General features: G+C 62.8%; 14 protein-coding genes and 4 tRNA genes. 4 read left to right on the top strand and 14 right to left on the bottom strand.

What is annotated here, in order from left to right:
- The 6 genes from VKT51_13270 to VKT51_13245 all read right to left on the bottom strand — a co-directional run.
- Positions 1-137: GTP-binding protein (locus VKT51_13270; protein HLJ85134.1), on the bottom strand; the 137-nt coding region annotated here is incomplete at its 3' end.
- A gap of 93 nt (positions 138-230) precedes the next feature.
- Positions 231-304, bottom strand: a tRNA-Arg gene (locus tag VKT51_13265).
- Positions 305-318: 14 nt separating this feature from the next.
- A tRNA-Thr gene (locus VKT51_13260) sits at positions 319-390 on the bottom strand.
- Positions 391-455: 65 nt separating this feature from the next.
- Entirely contained in the window at positions 456-2,699 is a 2,244-nt protein-coding gene (locus VKT51_13255) for an EAL domain-containing protein (protein HLJ85133.1), read from the bottom strand.
- A gap of 199 nt (positions 2,700-2,898) precedes the next feature.
- A tRNA-Gly gene (locus VKT51_13250) sits at positions 2,899-2,974 on the bottom strand.
- 60 nt (positions 2,975-3,034) lie between these two features.
- The gene (locus tag VKT51_13245; protein ID HLJ85132.1) at positions 3,035-3,568 is read right to left on the bottom strand and encodes a hypothetical protein; all 534 of its coding nucleotides are present in this window, start codon (positions 3,566-3,568) and stop codon (positions 3,035-3,037) included.
- A gap of 142 nt (positions 3,569-3,710) precedes the next feature.
- Here VKT51_13245 and VKT51_13240 point away from each other — a divergent pair, with 142 nt between their 5' ends.
- Positions 3,711-6,320 carry a SpoIIE family protein phosphatase gene (locus VKT51_13240; protein ID HLJ85131.1) on the top strand — a complete coding sequence of 870 codons (2,610 nt, stop codon included), beginning with the start codon at positions 3,711-3,713 and terminating at the stop codon, positions 6,318-6,320.
- Positions 6,321-6,324: 4 nt separating this feature from the next.
- Here the strand turns inward: VKT51_13240 and VKT51_13235 are convergent.
- The 3 genes from VKT51_13235 to VKT51_13225 form a co-directional block, all read right to left on the bottom strand.
- A tRNA-Tyr gene (locus VKT51_13235) sits at positions 6,325-6,408 on the bottom strand.
- Positions 6,409-6,489: 81 nt separating this feature from the next.
- Positions 6,490-6,630 carry a hypothetical protein gene (locus VKT51_13230; GenBank protein ID HLJ85130.1) on the bottom strand — a complete coding sequence of 47 codons (141 nt, stop codon included), beginning with the start codon at positions 6,628-6,630 and terminating at the stop codon, positions 6,490-6,492.
- A gap of 69 nt (positions 6,631-6,699) precedes the next feature.
- Positions 6,700-7,026: a hypothetical protein gene (locus VKT51_13225; GenBank protein HLJ85129.1), complete on the bottom strand. Its 327-nt coding sequence runs from the start codon at positions 7,024-7,026 to the stop codon at positions 6,700-6,702.
- Positions 7,027-7,120: 94 nt separating this feature from the next.
- Here VKT51_13225 and merB point away from each other — a divergent pair, with 94 nt between their 5' ends.
- A complete protein-coding gene (gene merB, locus VKT51_13220; GenBank protein HLJ85128.1) occupies positions 7,121-7,594 on the top strand; it encodes an organomercurial lyase in 474 nt (157 codons plus the stop codon).
- 6 nt (positions 7,595-7,600) lie between these two features.
- Positions 7,601-7,810 carry a hypothetical protein gene (locus tag VKT51_13215; GenBank protein ID HLJ85127.1) on the top strand — a complete coding sequence of 70 codons (210 nt, stop codon included), beginning with the start codon at positions 7,601-7,603 and terminating at the stop codon, positions 7,808-7,810.
- 14 nt (positions 7,811-7,824) lie between these two features.
- On the opposite strand, the gene VKT51_13210 is transcribed toward VKT51_13215, so the two are convergent.
- The 4 genes from VKT51_13210 to kdpA are packed head-to-tail and all read right to left on the bottom strand — an operon-like array spanning position 7,825 to position 13,424.
- Entirely contained in the window at positions 7,825-9,036 is a 1,212-nt protein-coding gene (locus VKT51_13210) for an outer membrane beta-barrel protein (GenBank protein HLJ85126.1), read from the bottom strand.
- A 2-nt stretch (positions 9,037-9,038) separates the two neighbouring features.
- Positions 9,039-9,635 carry a potassium-transporting ATPase subunit KdpC gene (gene kdpC / locus VKT51_13205; protein ID HLJ85125.1) on the bottom strand — a complete coding sequence of 199 codons (597 nt, stop codon included), beginning with the start codon at positions 9,633-9,635 and terminating at the stop codon, positions 9,039-9,041.
- A 12-nt stretch (positions 9,636-9,647) separates the two neighbouring features.
- A complete protein-coding gene (kdpB, locus tag VKT51_13200; protein ID HLJ85124.1) occupies positions 9,648-11,723 on the bottom strand; it encodes a potassium-transporting ATPase subunit KdpB in 2,076 nt (691 codons plus the stop codon).
- The gene (gene kdpA, locus VKT51_13195; GenBank protein ID HLJ85123.1) at positions 11,724-13,424 is read right to left on the bottom strand and encodes a potassium-transporting ATPase subunit KdpA; all 1,701 of its coding nucleotides are present in this window, start codon (positions 13,422-13,424) and stop codon (positions 11,724-11,726) included.
- A gap of 98 nt (positions 13,425-13,522) precedes the next feature.
- Between kdpA and VKT51_13190 the strand changes: the two genes are divergently transcribed.
- Positions 13,523-13,681: a hypothetical protein gene (locus tag VKT51_13190; protein ID HLJ85122.1), complete on the top strand. Its 159-nt coding sequence runs from the start codon at positions 13,523-13,525 to the stop codon at positions 13,679-13,681.
- Positions 13,682-13,747: 66 nt separating this feature from the next.
- Here the strand turns inward: VKT51_13190 and VKT51_13185 are convergent, their stop codons facing one another.
- Positions 13,748-15,853: a hypothetical protein gene (locus VKT51_13185; GenBank protein HLJ85121.1), complete on the bottom strand. Its 2,106-nt coding sequence runs from the start codon at positions 15,851-15,853 to the stop codon at positions 13,748-13,750.
- Positions 15,854-15,868 lie beyond the last annotated feature (15 nt).

Genomic DNA, 15,868 nt, shown 5'->3' with positions numbered 1-15,868 from the left:
AGGGCTTTGGTGCCCGTGCCCGATGCCGCCAGCACCTTGGTGATCGCCGCCGTCAGCGTCGTCTTGCCGTGGTCCACGTGGCCGATCGTGCCGATGTTCACGTGCGGCTTCGAACGCTCGAACTTCTGCTTAGCCATTGCTACCTCGAGACCCGTCCCGTAATATAAGCCGCGAGCATGCGGCCGTGCTTACGCACGCCCCGGATGCCGGGGCGGCAAAGAGAATCAGTTCGCGCCCGAGAGGATTCGAACCTCCAACCTACGGCTTAGGAGTCCATCGCTCTATCCAGTTGAGCTACGGGCGCGCGCAAGATTTACTAGCCCTCGGCGGGGATTGAACCCGCGGCCTCGTCCTTACCAAGGACGCGCTCTACCACTGAGCTACAAGGGCCTGCTTCCGCTCAAGTCGGCGCGCCACAATAGTATCGTACTCGATGAGCACAACGCAAGGCGTTCCTAAGACGAGAGTTGGCGCGAAGCGACCCATGCATCGAAAGCCGCGACCGGCATCGGCACGCCTAACAGATAGCCTTGCGCAAATCGACATCCTTCGATCCGCAGCCACGCGGCTTGCTCTTCGAGCTCAACGCCTTCGGCGACGATCGTCCTTCCGAGCGTCGCGCCGAGCGAGATGACGGAGCGCACGATCGCGGCGTCCTCGAGCCGCGACGGCAGCCCTGCGACGAACGAGCGATCGATTTTAATTACGTCAACGGGCAGTCGCTTGAGATAAGCGAGCGACGCGAACTGTGTGCCGAAATCATCGAGCGCGACGCGGATGCCCATCGCCCGGCATTCATGGAGCGCTGCCGCAGCGGCGTCGGGGTTGCGAAGCGCGGCAGATTCCGTGATCTCGAGTTCGATCCGCCTGGCGTCGACGACAGCCGATGCGATCGCAGCGCGCAGCGTCGAGATCAACCCTGCGTCCTGTAGCTGCATCGCGGAGATGTTGATGGCGACGCGCAGATCGAGACCGGCGCGCGTCCACGAACCGAGTTGCGCGACCGCTTGTGTGATGACCCACTCGCCGATCAGCGGCATGAGGCCGGCGTCTTCCGCTTCTGCGATGAAGTCCACCGCCGGCACAACGCCATGCCCCGGCCGGTTCCATCGCAGGAGCGCTTCGGCGCTGTGCGGTCGACCCGTTTCCAGATCCATGATCGGCTGATAGTAGAGTTCCAGCCGCGCACGTTCGATCGCATCGCGCACGCCGGACTGGATCGTCTGCCGGCGCTCGAGTCTCGCGGCGATCTCCTCGCTGTAAAAACGATACCGGTTGCGACCGTCTTCTTTTGCGCGATACATCGCCGCATCGGCGCGACGCAAGAGCGTGTCGGGGCCGTCGCCGTCTTCCGGAAAGATCACGATGCCGGTGCTCGCCGAAAGGTAGATATCTGTCTCGTCGATGCAATAGGGCGCGGCCATCGCGTCGCCGATGCGCTGCGCCAAGATGCTGAGCTCAGCTGCGCTGTCCACCTCGGGCACGAGCACGGCGAATTCGTCGCCGCCGAATCGCGCGCACGCGTCCGATTGGCGGACGGTCGAATGCAGGCGCCGAGCCACTTCAAGCAGCACGCGGTCCCCGGTGGCGTGGCCGGCCGAATCATTGACGTCCTTGAAACGATCGAGATCGACATACAGCACGGCGAAACGTCGATTGGTGCGAGCGCTCAGCGCGGCGGCTTCGGTCAGGCGTTCAAGAAAGCGAGCGCGGTTCTCCATGCCCGTGAGCGAATCGTGATACGCGAGATGCGCGATGCGGCTGCGCTGGTCGAGATCGCGGAGCACGCGCGAGAGATACGCCGAGAGCAGTTCGACGTATTCGCGATCCTCCTGGGTGATTGGTTCGGCGCGCGGCACGCTCGACCCGAAGACGAGCAAGTATTTCTTCGAGTCAAGCCAGCAGGCGGTCGCGATCGCGTCGTGGAGTCCGGCCGCCTCCAATTCTGCGGATGGCACGTCGCTGTTCGAGCTGCGCCGGTCGAACTCGATCGTCGGCCTTTCGTGATCGACGAGCGCGCCAAGCGCCGCCATGCAGGCCCCAATCGCGCCCGATATTTCAGCGTCGGCCCGATCGATGTGACGTTCCCCGACCGCATCGCCGATCGCCGCGAAATCCATTCCGAGCGCGCGTTTGCCTTCCGCGAGGATAGTTCGGGCAAGGCCGTCGCTGTTGCGATCTTCGTGCGTCTGCAGCCGCCAGAGCGAGTCGAGCCGGGCCAGACGGCGTCGCGCCCGTGTCTCGGCAAGATCGCGCGCGCGTTCTCCGTTTGCGCGATCGGTGACATCGCGAAAACTCCAGACGCGGCCGACGGGCTTTCCGTCCATGCGCTGCGGGATCGAATAGCGCTCGAAGATGCGGCCATCCTTGAACGTGAGAATGTCGAAGCTCTCCGCCTCCGGTTTTGCGTAGAGCTCGCGGACTTTCGAGATGAACATCTCCGGATCGCTGAGTTGCCCGAGAACGAAGCCGATCGCGGCGTCGTCGTCGCCTTTCTCGAGGATCTCTTGCGGAAGGCGCCAGAGCTGTGCGAAGCGCTCGTTGAAACGGGCGATTTTCCCAGCAGCATCGACCACGAGGATACCATCGGCCGTCGCCTCCAATGTGGCGACGAGCAGCGAATGTTCCGTTTGCCGATCGAGGGCGCCATTCGCGGGTCCAAGCTTCTCGTGCCGGGCGGCGCGCCGTGGATTTTCCAAAGCGTGTTCTCTCTGGAGGGCTATCTCAGCGAGCCCTTCCCCTCACATAGTGTTCGGTTTTTGCCCCTGCGAACCGTAGGGTGCGAGCATCGCTTGCCCACCGTGGACTATTGGGTTCCGCGTGATGGTTGATTCGAGACGACCGCCGTCACACAGGAAAAAAACCAGCTCATCAGAGCCGGCTCTTTCTGAATTCTCGTGGAGCGGGAGACGGGTCTCGAACCCGCAACATCCAGCTTGGAAGGCTAGCGCTCTACCAATTGAGCTACTCCCGCCCGCTCCGAGCAAGCCTTACGGTATTTTCGCCGATTCAACCTGCACTCTTCCATCGTCGGCTATTCACAGACGGGAGCGTACGGTTCATCGACGTGCGCGAACGACCATGCTTGCGCGCCGCGCGCGCGCACGAACGCCGCGCGGCCCTTTCCGTTATCGTCTCCGTCAGCAAATGCGGTCCCGTCGATCGGCGCACCGCTCGTTCCTATGGTGAGGTCGGCCCAGTATGCGATCACGCCGCCGCCGTGATCTCGGATGTACGAACGCAGCGCGCGAGTCGTCTGCAGCGGTTTGCTTCCGGCGGATGGGTTGACGATATCTGAGTCGCGTCCGAGCGCGCCTACGTCGACGAGTGATTCAGTGGAATCTCCTGCGATCCGGTCATCGACGTATCGGCCGAGAACGGGATGATGCCGGCCGTGCGAACCGCGGTCGGTGGCGTTTCCGCACAACGATTCGATGGAGAGCGGTTCGGGCGTCAGATGCGCTCGTGCGCATCCGGCGGCGAGCGCGAGCGCAAGCAGCGCGAGAACTGCGATTCCGCCGCGCCCGGAAGCGATGGTCTCGAAGGTGCGGAAGGGTTGACGGACCATGTCCCTCTATACTCGCCCATGCCGAAGGCCCGCTCCTGGTTTCTCGATTGGCGCCAAATCGCGTTAGGCGGGAGGCCTGGAAGGGAATATGATTGTTTGGTCTGCCCGGCGACGAATGCAAGAATTTTCGAAAGGTGCGCGATTGCAGGCTCATAAAGTCGGGCGCGGCGTGCCATCGAAGGCTGGAATAGCCGAGGACCGCTCGCTCGTCGCGCTTCGATCGACCCTCACAGAAGGTCGCGATCATTTCGATGCCATCGCCGACGTCATGCCCCATTTCGTCTGGCTGGCCGAGGCCGACGGCACCATCACCTTTTTCAACCGGCGTTGGCTCCAATACACCGGCCTTACCGTCGGGGCTATGACTTCGCCAGGCGTCAAAGGCGTCGTCCATCCCGCGGATCTCGACGAGACGCAAAAGCGCTGGAATAATGCGCTCCAAACGGGCACATCGTACGAGATCGAATATCGCCTGCGCAACGTCGAAGATGGAAGCTACCGCTGGTTTCTCGCTCGCGCGATGCCCGTCATGGACGAGTCGGGTCGCAACGCCCGCTGGATCGGCACAGCAACGGACATCGACGAGCAGAAACGTTCGCGCGAGAGTCTTGAGTTCGTCCTGAAAGCCGTCAACGCGTTCGGCTCGTCTCTCGACCTGCGCGATATCTGCGAGCGATTTGCGAATCTCGCAGTCGAGCACTTCGCCGACTGGTGTTTCGTGATGACGTTCGAGGAACCCGACACGTTCACGACCGTCGCCGCCGCACACAAGGATCCGAAACGGGTCGAAGAGATCCGCGAGTTCCAACGCAAGAACGCCACCCGGCGTCGGCCCAAGGCCGTGGTCGATGCGCTGCGAGGCGGCGCCACACTTATCCCTCGCGTGACTGACGAACAGATCCGTGCCGGAGCGACGGACGAAGAACACCTCAAAGCGATCCAGAGCCTCGAAATGCATTCGGCCATGGTCGTGCCGCTGCAGAGCCCGAAAGGTGATCTCTACGGAGCGATCACGTTTGTGTCCGCGGAATCGCGCCGCACGTTTACGCCTTCCGACCTCGCCGTTGCGGAGCGCGCGGCCGAACGCGCGGGGGCGGCGATTCAGAACGCGCTCGTTTTCGACGAACAGCACCGCACGACGCAACGCTTGCGTTTGCTCGCCAAGGTCACCGACAATCTTTTCGAGTCGCTTGATATCGAGGGCGCATTCCAGCGACTCGCGGAGATCGTCGTGCCCGAGATCGCCGATTTCGCGCTCGTGATCAACGTCGATGGCGACGGCCTACGCGTCGTCGGGGCGGCGCACCGGGATGCCGCACTGTCCGAGGCTGTCGGCCGATTGCGCGATTCTCGGATCATGCAATCGCGCGCAGAGCAGAACCTGATGCGACAGCTCGATGAACGCAAGCCCATGATTTTGAATGCCGCCGCGCTCAAAGCGTTTATCGCCGACATATGGCCACATCTGGCAACCGATGTGGCCGCGCTCGCTCCTAAGTCGGGAGTCCGGATCCCGATTCACGTCCGAGGGAAAGCTCGCGGCGCCGTGTTCGTCTTCAATGGCGCGACGGGGCGATCGTTCGACGCAAACGATCTGCCGGTCTTAGTGGAGATCGCGGGCCGGACCGCGATCGCGATGGAGAACGCCGAGAGCTACGAGCGCGAGCGCGCGATCGCGACCACGCTGCAAAAGGCGTCGCTGCCCTCGGTACTGCCGTCCGCGCCGGACTTGCAATTCGACGGTGTCTACACGCCGACGAGCCAAGGCGCAAGCGTCGGCGGCGATTGGTACGACTCGATCGCTCTTGACGACGGGTCGGTTATGATCAGCGTCGGCGATGTGGCTGGGAGCGGACTCGAAGCCGCCGTGATCATGAGCAAGGTCCGCCATGTCATCGCCGTGGGCCCGTATCACGAATCTGACCCGGTGAAGATCCTCGACGCCGCCGATTGGATCTTGCATTATCGATTCCCCGATGCCGTCGTGACGGCGTTCGTCGGGATCATCAGCCCAGACCGCAAGACCATCAGATTCGCGAACGCCGGGCATCCATCGCCGCTGATCAGGCGGGGCGACGAGCTTATCGAATTGCGGGCGCATGGGACGCCGCTCGGGCTTCGAAAGCTCATTGAGCAGACGTCGACGCCGGAGGAGCTGGCGCTTGAACCGGGCGACCTCATCGTGCTCTACACCGATGGCCTTACCGAATGGAACCATGACATAGACGCCGGAGAACGCGCGCTCCACGCGATAGCGTCGAGCGCCGCCGTTCGTCACGTCGGCAGGCCGGCTCGACTCATCCACGACGTCTGCATCGCCGGCGAATCGCGCGACGACGTCGCGGTCATGACGGTCGCCTTGGGCGCCGTTGATGCCTGGTCATTCGAGGCGGAGAGCGCGCTTGCGGCGCAGGACGCGCGTGCGGAGTTTGTGGAGTATCTTCGCAGGTACATCGACGACGACGCTTCCGTTGCGCAAGCGGAACTCGTCTTTGGCGAACTCATGGCGAACATCGTGCAGCACGCGCCGGGACCCGTCAATATCTACGTGGATTGGGCCGACTCAAGGCCAGTGATCCACGCCATCGATCGCGGCAAAGGTTTTAAGTTCGAGTCGCATTTGCCGGACTCGTACTCCGAGTCAGGACGTGGACTCTATCTCATCCGCGCCGCGTGCGACAGCGTCCACGTCGAGCGGCTGGGAGACTATGGGAACTATGTCTCCGCCACACTTCGCATGCGGCGTTCGTAACGTTTGGGCAGGGTAGGATTTGAACCTACGTAGCGCTGAGCGCGGCAGATTTACAGTCTGCTACCATTAACCACTCGGTCACCTGCCCGTGAGGGGTCGTTGCGGCACTTGATGCTCCAAGTCCCGGCGCAGTCCCTACTTACGTATCGAAGCGGCAGCGAAGGCACGATTAGTATTCGCTCGCTGCGATCTGGCGGGCAAGAACGAGATTCATCTCCGTCAGGGTGGGTAACGTAGGTGCGGGTGCACCGTTCACGATAGACCGGCTCCACGTGCCGACGAGGTTCTTGCAATGCGTCGAGTGCTGCACGCCTGGCAAGCTTTTATCGAATTTTTGTCTCGCGCGGTGTCAGCTTGAGAACGCGGTCCGGCGTATAGTTCATTTCACGCCGCGAAACAGGAACGAGCCCGCAAGTTTGTGCGACATGAGGGCTAGATCGGTCTGCATGCGACCGAGCTTCTGATCTGCGCTGGTCGACTCGGCCGTCATCCTCGACAAGCTCCGATTGGTCTGCTTTAACAGCGTGTTCGTGACGGAGAGCTTGCCGTTCATGCTCGTCAAGGCATCCATTCGAGCAGACATTCGGTCGAGATTCGCCGACATGGCGCGAAGTTGTCCCGCTACGAACACAGCGGCGATGATCCCGGCTAGCAGCAACAAGGCACAGACTGCTCCCGCGATCGGAGCGGCGATAGATTTACTCATGCTTCGAATGTTCCCAGGGCTGCTGAAAGAACGGTGAATTGAACGCCGCTAGATCGGCGGCAGAACTCGAGACCACGCGGTAGGGAAAAATCAGGTGCCGCGTGCAATCGCGATGTTCCTGATGATGGATTATCGCGATATTCGCGTCCGCAATGCGACATATCAATTATTTGTCGAATTGCGCCGCGCGCCCGCCACCCAAGAAGTGGCGGATTTCTTGCGCGTGCCGTTCGCAGAGGTTCAAGCGTCGTGGCATCGTCTCCACGACGAGCATGCGATCGTGCTGAACGAATTCAAGACCGAGTTGCGCATGGCTAACCCGTTCTCGGCTGTGCCTTCAGCCTACCGCGTAAGCGCCCGCGGATTTTGGTGGTACGCGAACTGCGCGTGGGATGCGTTCGGTATCTGCGCTGCCTTGCACGCGGATGGCCGCATCGAGACCTCTTGTCCGGACTGCCTCGAACCGCTTGCGATCGACGTCCAGGGCGCATTGCCGTCGCGGACTGACCTTCTCTTCCATTGTCTTGTTCCGGCTCGGCACTGGTGGGACGACATCGTCTTCACGTGAAGCGCGATGAATCTCTTCCGGTCGGAAGAGCACATCAAGCTCTGGCTTGGCGGAAGAGCTGCGGGTGAGACGATCACCATCTCGATGTTGAGCAAGCTCGCGCACGCGTGGTGGGACGATAGGCTGGTGGTCGATTGGAGGCCGCATTCGCGCGAGAAGAATCAGAAAATCCTCGACTCGCTCGGGTTGTCCGGTGAGTTTTGGCGCCTGCCGTAGGCGCGCACCGATGGTCAGATCTGGGTTCCGATCTCGAGCACGACGCGCGACTGGTTGCGCTGATCGCCGTCGCCGCCGAACGCCAAACCGTCGGCCGAGCTTGTGACGCGCGCGGTGGAGAAGTCCACGCGGACGAATGTGTGACCGTTGGACCATTGCGGCGTCAGCGTGTAGGTGTTGATGCCGCTGCCCGGGCCAAAGCCGACGAGGTCGGCGTTCGCGCTCTTGTCGTTGATCGTGCTCGCATCATGGAGCGTCTCGTATCTGAACGCCGTCGTGAAATGACCGCTCAGCGTCAGATTTGCCAAGAAGGCGGCCCCGAACGCGCTTTCCGGGCCGGCGTATCCGAGACTGGGCGCAGCGGGCGACCGCGTGTAGAGGATATACGGAGCGAGCTGCAGGTTGCCGCGCGTGCGCGTCAGGACGAGATTGAGCAGTTCTTTGTTCGCGACGGATGCGGTGGGATTTCCCGGTGTTCTGCTGTTCGGTATCAGCGCGACGAACAGCAGAGAGTCGCTGCTGTCGGGCGCGAAGGTGAGCGATCCTTCGGCGGCGCCGAACTTTCCGCTCCAGAATCCGTCGTTTGCCCCGAGCGTATAGGTGAACTTGCCTGACGAGAACGACGCTCGCACGCCGCGGCTCACGGCATTTTCGACGTTCCAAACGGCGCCGCGCTGCACGTTCCAGTTCAGATACGTGTACGTGGATTCCGCGCCGGTCAATGTCGCCAGGATTCCCGCATTGAGGCTGAAGTTGCTCGTCGGAACATACGAGAGTTGCGCAAGCGGCAGCGGCCCGAAAAGCCCCGTGTTCGCGTTGGCAGCGGTCGTCTTATTCCCGGCGACGCCGATCGTCGGGATGCTATATGCGCCTCCTTGCAGCGCGAATTGCATGACGCCCTGTGTTTTTGCGAGCAGCACAAAGGCGTTGGAGACATTCACGCGGGCCGCGCTGTCCATGCCCGAGGGCGAATCGAAACTTCCAACGGCGTTGACGCCGCTCGTCATTGCAAGCGTGCCGCTCAATACGCCGTGTAGCGTGACCGCCGGCGACGGCGACGCTTGCGATATGGTCGGGGATGTCGGAGTCGCGGCCGGCGAGGGAACCGGTGAAGGGATCGGCGTCGGAAGCGGTGAGAGCGCAGGAGCGGGATCGGCAGGTGAGCCGACCGGCATACATCCCAATGCAAGCGCTGCTGCCGCAGCAACGATCGGCGAGAAGCGCATTGTCACTTCGCACCATCCAATGCGAGGTTGAGTTCCAACACGTTGACGCGCGGTTCGCCTAAGAATCCCAACTGCCTTGGAGCGACGTGACGCGCGATCACGGCACGTACCGCGTCCAGCGACATGTGTCGGGCGCGCGCCACTCGCGGCGCCTGATAGTACGCAGCCTCCGGGCTGATGTCGGGATCGATGCCGCTTGCGCTCGTCGTCACGAGATCCATGGGGATGGGATCGGTCGCATCGGGGTTCGCTTTCTTGAGCGCTGCGATCGCGCTGCGCGTCGCGCCGATGAGCTTCTTGGAAGTCGGCCCGAGATTGGTGGCGCCGGTCGACGTCGGATCGTAGCCGTTGCCGGCCGCCGACGGTCGTCCTTGGAAATATTTCGGCGATTTCCAGAGCTGTCCGATGATCGTCGACGCCACGGGTTTGCCGCCGACGCTGACGATCGAACCGTTGGCTTGGGTCGGAAAGATGAGTTGCGAGAGTCCCGTCATGACGACGGGGTAAAGCACGCCGAAGATCACGATGGTGATCAGGGTGAACATGACCGATGGCCATATGTGGCGCAGCGTGTTATCGGTCATCGCCTTCGTGTTCATTTCTGTCTTGCCTTATACGAGATGGAATGCCGCGAGCAGCATGTCGATGAGCTTGATGCCGATGAATGGCGCGATGATGCCGCCGACGCCGTAGATGAGCACGTTGTTGCGCAACACCGCATTGGCGCCTCGCGGACGGTAGGCAACCCCCCGTAGCGCAAGCGGGATGAGCGCTACGATGATCAGGGCGTTGAAGATGACGGCCGAGAGTATCGCGCTCTGCGGCGTCGTGAGCCGCATGATGTTCAGCGCGTTCATGGCGGGGTAGGCGATCGCGAACATCGCCGGCAGAATCGCGAAATATTTAGCGACGTCGTTGGCGATAGAGAATGTGGTCAGCGCGCCGCGCGTCATCAGCAGCTGCTTGCCGATCTCCACCACTTCGATCAGCTTCGTCGGATCGGAGTCGAGATCGACCATGTTCGCCGCTTCTTTCGCGGCTTGCGTGCCTGAGTTCATGGCCACGCCGACGTCGGCCTGAGCGAGCGCGGGCGCATCGTTCGTGCCGTCGCCGGTCATCGCGACGAGCCGGCCGGATTCTTGCTCGCGCTTGATGAGGGCCATCTTCGTCTCGGGCGTGGCTTCGGCGAGGAAGTCGTCCACGCCGGATTCGCGCGCGATCGTGGCGGCCGTGAGCGGGTTGTCGCCCGTGATCATGATGGTGCGGATGCCCATGTTGCGCAGTCGATCGAAACGCTCGCTCATATTCGGTTTGACGATGTCTTTGAGGTGGATCGCTCCGAGGATCTGGTGATCGTCTGCAAGCAAGAGCGGGGTGCCGCCCGCCCGAGCGATCCGCTCGACATCGTCGGCGAGCACCGCTGCGCCATCGCCCGTCCGCTCGCGAACCCATGCGCGCACCGCATCCGGCGCGCCCTTGCGGATGGATCCGCCGCCGGCTAGATCGAGGCCGCTCATGCGCGTGTATGCGCTGAACGGAACGAACGTCGAGCCGTCAGGAACGAGCGCGCGCAAGTCGCTGTCCGAGGCAGAAGTCTGGCCTTGAGCGGCGCGCGGCGCGGACAGCATCACGATCGACCGGCCCTCGGGGGTCTCGTCGGGGATGGAAGACAGCATCGCGGCGCGCGCTGCGACTTCTTCCGACACGCCGGGAGCGAGAACGATCTCGGTGGCGCGCCGGTTGCCGAGCGTTATCGTGCCGGTCTTGTCCAGCAGCAGCGTGTCCACGTCGCCCGCGGCCTCGACCGCTCGGCCGCTCATCGCCAACACGTTGCGCTGCAGAACGCGGTCCATCCCCGCGATGCCGATCGCGGAGAGCAGACCGCCGATGGTCGTCGGTATGAGGCAGACAAGCAGTGCGATCAGCACGGTGACCGATTGCGCCGTGCCGGCGTAGAGCGAGAACGGCGACAGCGTGGCCACCGCGATCAGAAAGATGATGGTGAGGCCGGCGAGCAAGATCGAAAGCGCGATCTCGTTCGGCGTCTTCTGGCGCGACGCGCCTTCCACGAGCGCGATCATGCGATCCAAGAACGTCTCGCCCGGATTCGACGTGACGCGAACGACGATGCGGTCTGAGAGCACGCGCGTGCCGCCGGTGACCGAGCTGCGGTCGCCGCCCGCCTCGCGGATCACCGGCGCGGACTCGCCGGTGATCGCCGATTCGTCTACAGACGCCGCGCCCTCGATCACGTCGCCGTCGGCCGCGATCAGTTCGCCGGCGATAATGGCAAACGTCTCGCCTTTGCGCAGCGACGTCGCCGGTATCATCTCTTCCCGCCCACCGACGATGCGGCGCGCCATTGTATCGGTCTTCGTGCGGCGCAGAAACTCGGCTTGCGCTTTGCCACGTCCCTCTGCGACGGCTTCAGCGAAGTTCGCGAAGATCACCGTGAACCAGAGCCAGATCGAGATGGCAAAATCGAAACCGGCCGGACCGTGCGTGCGCAGATCGCGCAAGAAGAATCCGAGCGTGACCAGGGCGCCGATCTCGCAGATGAACATCACCGGATTGCGATACTGACCTCGCGGGTCGAGTTTTCGGAACGAATCCCACACCGCGGTGACCAGGATCTTGCGGTCGAAGAGCGAGCGCGCTTTTGGTCTGCGCTCGAGTCGCGTGCTCATCTAGAATATCTTTCCTTGGATCATCAGGAGGTGTTCGACGATCGGACCGAGCGCGTCGGCGGGCAAGAACGTCAGCGCGCCCACGATGAGGATCGTGCCGATGAGCAGTCCGACGAAGATCGGCGAGTGCGTTGTGAAGGTGCCGGCCGATGCAGCCACCGCGCGCTTACCCGCAAGCACGCCCGCCAGCGCCAACATCGGAACGAATTCCGCGAAGCGGCCGAAGAACATCGCGATGCCCATCGAGACGTTGTAGAACAGGTTCGGTCCGAGGCCGGCGAACGCGCTTCCGTTGTTGCCGGTGGCTGATGTGTATGCATACAGGATCTCGGAGAAGCCGTGGGGGCCCGAATTGCTGAGCGTGGCGAGGCCCGCGGGGTTGATCGACGCGATCGCCGTGGGGACCAGTGTGAAGAGCGGCGTTATAAGGATGAAAAGAATCGCGAGCTGCACTTCCCGCCGTTCGATCTTCTTGCCGAGATATTCGGGCGTCCGGCCCACCATGAGACCCGCGATGAAGACCGTGAGGATGACGAAGATCAGCTTGCCATAGAGCCCACTGCCGACGCCGCCGAAGATGATCTCGCCGAGCTGGATGTTGAGCATCGGGATGAGACCGCCCAATGCCGTGAAGGAGTCGTGCATGGCATTGACCGCGCCGCACGACGTCGCTGTCGTGGCGACCGCCCAGAGAGCCGAAGCGGCCGCGCCGAAGCGGACCTCCTTGCCCTCCATGTTCGCGCCGAGCACGCCGAGCTGGTGGGTGATCGGATTGCCGGCCGACTCGGAAGCATACGTGACGGTGAGGCCGATGAAGAACAGAATGGACATCGCGGTCAAGAGAGCCCAGCCTTGCCGCTGGTCCTTCACCATGCGACCAAACGTATACGTGAGCGACGCCGCGATCACCATCAAGAGCCAGAGCTCGAAGAGATCGCTGAGCGGCGTCGGATTTTCATTTGGAGCGGCCGAGTTCTGCCCGACGAAGCCGCCGCCGTTGGTGCCGAGTTCTTTTATGACCTCTTGCGATGCCATCGGGCCGCCTGTGATGGCCTGATGGAAGCCGTCGATGGACGTCACCGTTTCGTACGGATGGAAGTTCTGGGGCACGCCGGTCCAGACAAGCAAGAGCGTGCCGACGATCGAGATCGGCAACAGCACGTAGAGACAGCAACGGGTCATGTCTGCCCAGAAATTGCCGAGCGTGCGCAGATCCGTGCGCGCGATACCGCGGATGAACGCGATCGCCAATACGATGCCGACGGCGGCCGACGTGAAATTGTGCCATGCCAACCCGACCATCTGCGACAGATAGCTGAGCGTGTTCTCGCCGGCATAGAACTGCCAGTTCGTATTGGTGACGAAACTGACGGCGGTGTTCCACGCAAGATCCGGCGCCAGATTGCCGAATTTCTGCGGATTCAGCGGCAGATACGCCTGGGTACGGAGCAGAACGAAGAGATAGACGAGCCCGACCGCGCTGAACGCGAGCGTGGCGAAGAGATACGTGTACCACGTCATCTCTTTCTTGGGATCGACGCCGCAGAACCGGTATATCATGCGCTCGACAGGCGCGAGGATCGGCGTCAGAAACGTCGACTCGCCCTGAAAGACCCGAGCCATGAAGGCGCCGAGCGGCTTGACGGCCACGAGGACCAGGCCAAAAAGTACGAGCGCCTGAAGCCAGCCGATGCCGGTCACGGGTTGTTGCTCACTAGAATTTCTCCGGGCGCAGCATGGCGTATACGAGATAGCCGAGCGCAAGGATGGACAGGATGAGACCGATTATCTGGTCGAGCATGTCAGAGCCGCTCGCACGCCGCAGCGTAGCGGTCGAGCAGAACAAATCCGATGAAGGTGACGACGAGGAGAATCAGGTCAAGCATGGATCGCCCTCCTCGGGGCGCAGCTCAATCCTACGCCTGCCCGGCATAGGCGACAAGCCGCCGAACGGATAGTCCGAATGGATTCTTTTGAAGGGGCTGACGCCGGTCGGCCCCCTTCAAAAACGAGAGGTCAGGCACTTAGTAGCCAGTGAGGACGAGCATGTCCTGTACGCCGGCTTTCAAGAGACGGCGCGCGAAGGACAGGCCGCCGAACAGTTTGGGACGCGTTCGCGGTCCCTCGATCATCACTGTCGTGGCGCCGTCCGCCTTTGCCGCTTCAAAAAGTCCGCGGGCCGGGTCTTCTGCGGTCTGAAGAATCCAGCGGCCGCGGTGATCCCTGCACAGTGTCCGTAAGGCCGTCAGCGCGTCCGACGAATGTTGCGCATTACGGGCGACGTGCGCGACGGAGAATCCCACTTCGAGCCGGCCGGCCAGCGCAGCGCACCGGCGGATGAGCGCGCCGTCGCGTTCGCGGTCGGCGACGCCGACGATAAGCCTTGCTATCGCCGACTGGACGAGCCGTCTGCCGCGGGCGCGGATGGACTCGCGCAGCGCAAGTTCGCGAAGTGCGGCGAGATTCTCGGGCCTGAAAAAATTGCTGAGCGCGCGGTCGATGCGGTCGGCCGGATAGATCTTGCCGGCGCGAAGCCTTTCGCGCAGCAAATCGGGCGGACAATCGATGAAGATGACCTCGTCAGCCAGATCGAGGATTCGATCCGGCAGGGTTTCGCGCACCCGCACCCCGGTGAGGCGCGCCACGGCCTCACCCAGGCCTTCAAGGTGCTGGATGTTCAGCGTCGTCACCACCGAGATGCCCGAGCGCAAAACGCTGAGCACATCTTCATAACGCTTGGAGAAGATGCTTCCGGTGGCGTTTGTGTGCGCCAATTCGTCGATGAGCGCCACGGCAGGCTTTCGCTTGAGCAAGGCGTCCACATCGAGCTCTTCGCGACGAATGCCCGCCGACTCGATGCACTTGCGAGGCAGCATCTCAAGCCCGGAGATAAGCGCGGCGGTCTCCTTACGGCCGTGCGTTTCAACAAACGCGCCGACGACGTCAACGCCCGCGGCGGCAAGCTCGTGCGCGCGATCGAGCATCGCATACGTCTTTCCGCAGCCGGCGCTTGCGCCGAGATAGATCGTGAGCCGGCCGTAGCCGACCCGCATCCTGTCGCCCGCCGTCTGTGCGAGCGGGTGGATGTCAAAACTCGACGCCTGGCCCGCCGGCGGTTCTTGTCCAACGACGAAGATGTCGCGATCGACGGCGCCCGCGACCAAGCGTTCTGCCAATTGACCATGCGGCACGACGACGAGCGACGCGGAGACGGCATCGCTCGGACGCCCGTCCGTCGTTTGCGGCCACGCGATGAGTTGTGCGCCGGCCTCACGGACGGCGCGTTGCACCCCGTCGTTCTCCGATTGCCGTTCGACCGCGACCTCGAGCGCCAGGTCCAGCGCGTTCGCCACCTCGGATGCCCTGCGCATGACGCGGAGCACATCCGCTCCGCGCGGCGCGAAAAGCACTGCCGTCGATACCCGGCGCGCCTCCACCGCGGGTATCGTCAGATCGTCTATGGTCCGCATGAGAAGTTCGCGCAACGCGCGCAGCGTCGCGGGCCGGAATGCTCCGGAGAGCGCTGCGTCCGCGTCTTCTGGGCGCACGATCAAACCGGCGCGCACGCGTTCGGCGAGTTGTTCCGGAGAGACGTCGAGCGCGATCACCTCATCGGCGCCCGCGAGGAACGAATCGGGGATGATCTCGCGGATGGGAAAACCGAGCAATCGTTCGGCGGTGGGCGCGACCGATTCAAGATGCTGCACATTGAACGCCGTCATAACGCTGATGCCGCCGGCCCGGAGCGCGTTTGCGTCCTGCCAGCGCTTCGCGTTGGGCGAACCCGGAAGATTCGTGTGGGGGAGTTCATCGAGCACGATGACATCCGGCTTCGCCGCTAGGGCGGCCGCGAGATCGAACTCCGCAAACCTGCTCGCACCGATATCGACCGTGCGCGCAGGCAGCTTCTCGAGCCCGTTGCAGAGCTCGGCGAGGTTCGGCCTTCCCTTGGTTTCGATCCATCCGATGAGGACGCGAACCCCGCGAGCGGACAGCTCGCGCGCTTCCGTCAGGAGCCGGCGCGTCTTGCCGCTGCCGGACGCGGCGGACAGATAGACGGTCAAGCGAGGCGATGAGGCTAGCTGCCGTAAGAGCACGTCCGGTTTCTCGCGAACGGATTCTCGCTCCACGGTTCAGTCGTTCGC

The organism is Candidatus Eremiobacteraceae bacterium (assembly GCA_035295225.1).
Taxonomy (GTDB): domain Bacteria; phylum Vulcanimicrobiota; class Vulcanimicrobiia; order Eremiobacterales; family Eremiobacteraceae; genus JABCYQ01.
Note: the sequence above shows the minus strand (reverse complement) of the source record. Positions and strands in the feature narration are given on the sequence as shown.

Coding starts and splice junctions, on each gene's coding strand:
- kdpC (HLJ85125.1), bottom strand. CDS start 9,635: ATGAACACGAAGGCGATGACCGATAACACGCTGCGCCACATATGGCCA.
- VKT51_13225 (HLJ85129.1), bottom strand. CDS start 7,026: ATGAGTAAATCTATCGCCGCTCCGATCGCGGGAGCAGTCTGTGCCTTG.
- VKT51_13245 (HLJ85132.1), bottom strand. CDS start 3,568: ATGGTCCGTCAACCCTTCCGCACCTTCGAGACCATCGCTTCCGGGCGC.
- VKT51_13215 (HLJ85127.1), top strand. CDS start 7,601: ATGAATCTCTTCCGGTCGGAAGAGCACATCAAGCTCTGGCTTGGCGGA.
- kdpB (HLJ85124.1), bottom strand. CDS start 11,723: ATGAGCACGCGACTCGAGCGCAGACCAAAAGCGCGCTCGCTCTTCGAC.
- VKT51_13210 (HLJ85126.1), bottom strand. CDS start 9,036: ATGCGCTTCTCGCCGATCGTTGCTGCGGCAGCAGCGCTTGCATTGGGA.
- VKT51_13190 (HLJ85122.1), top strand. CDS start 13,523: ATGTCAGAGCCGCTCGCACGCCGCAGCGTAGCGGTCGAGCAGAACAAA.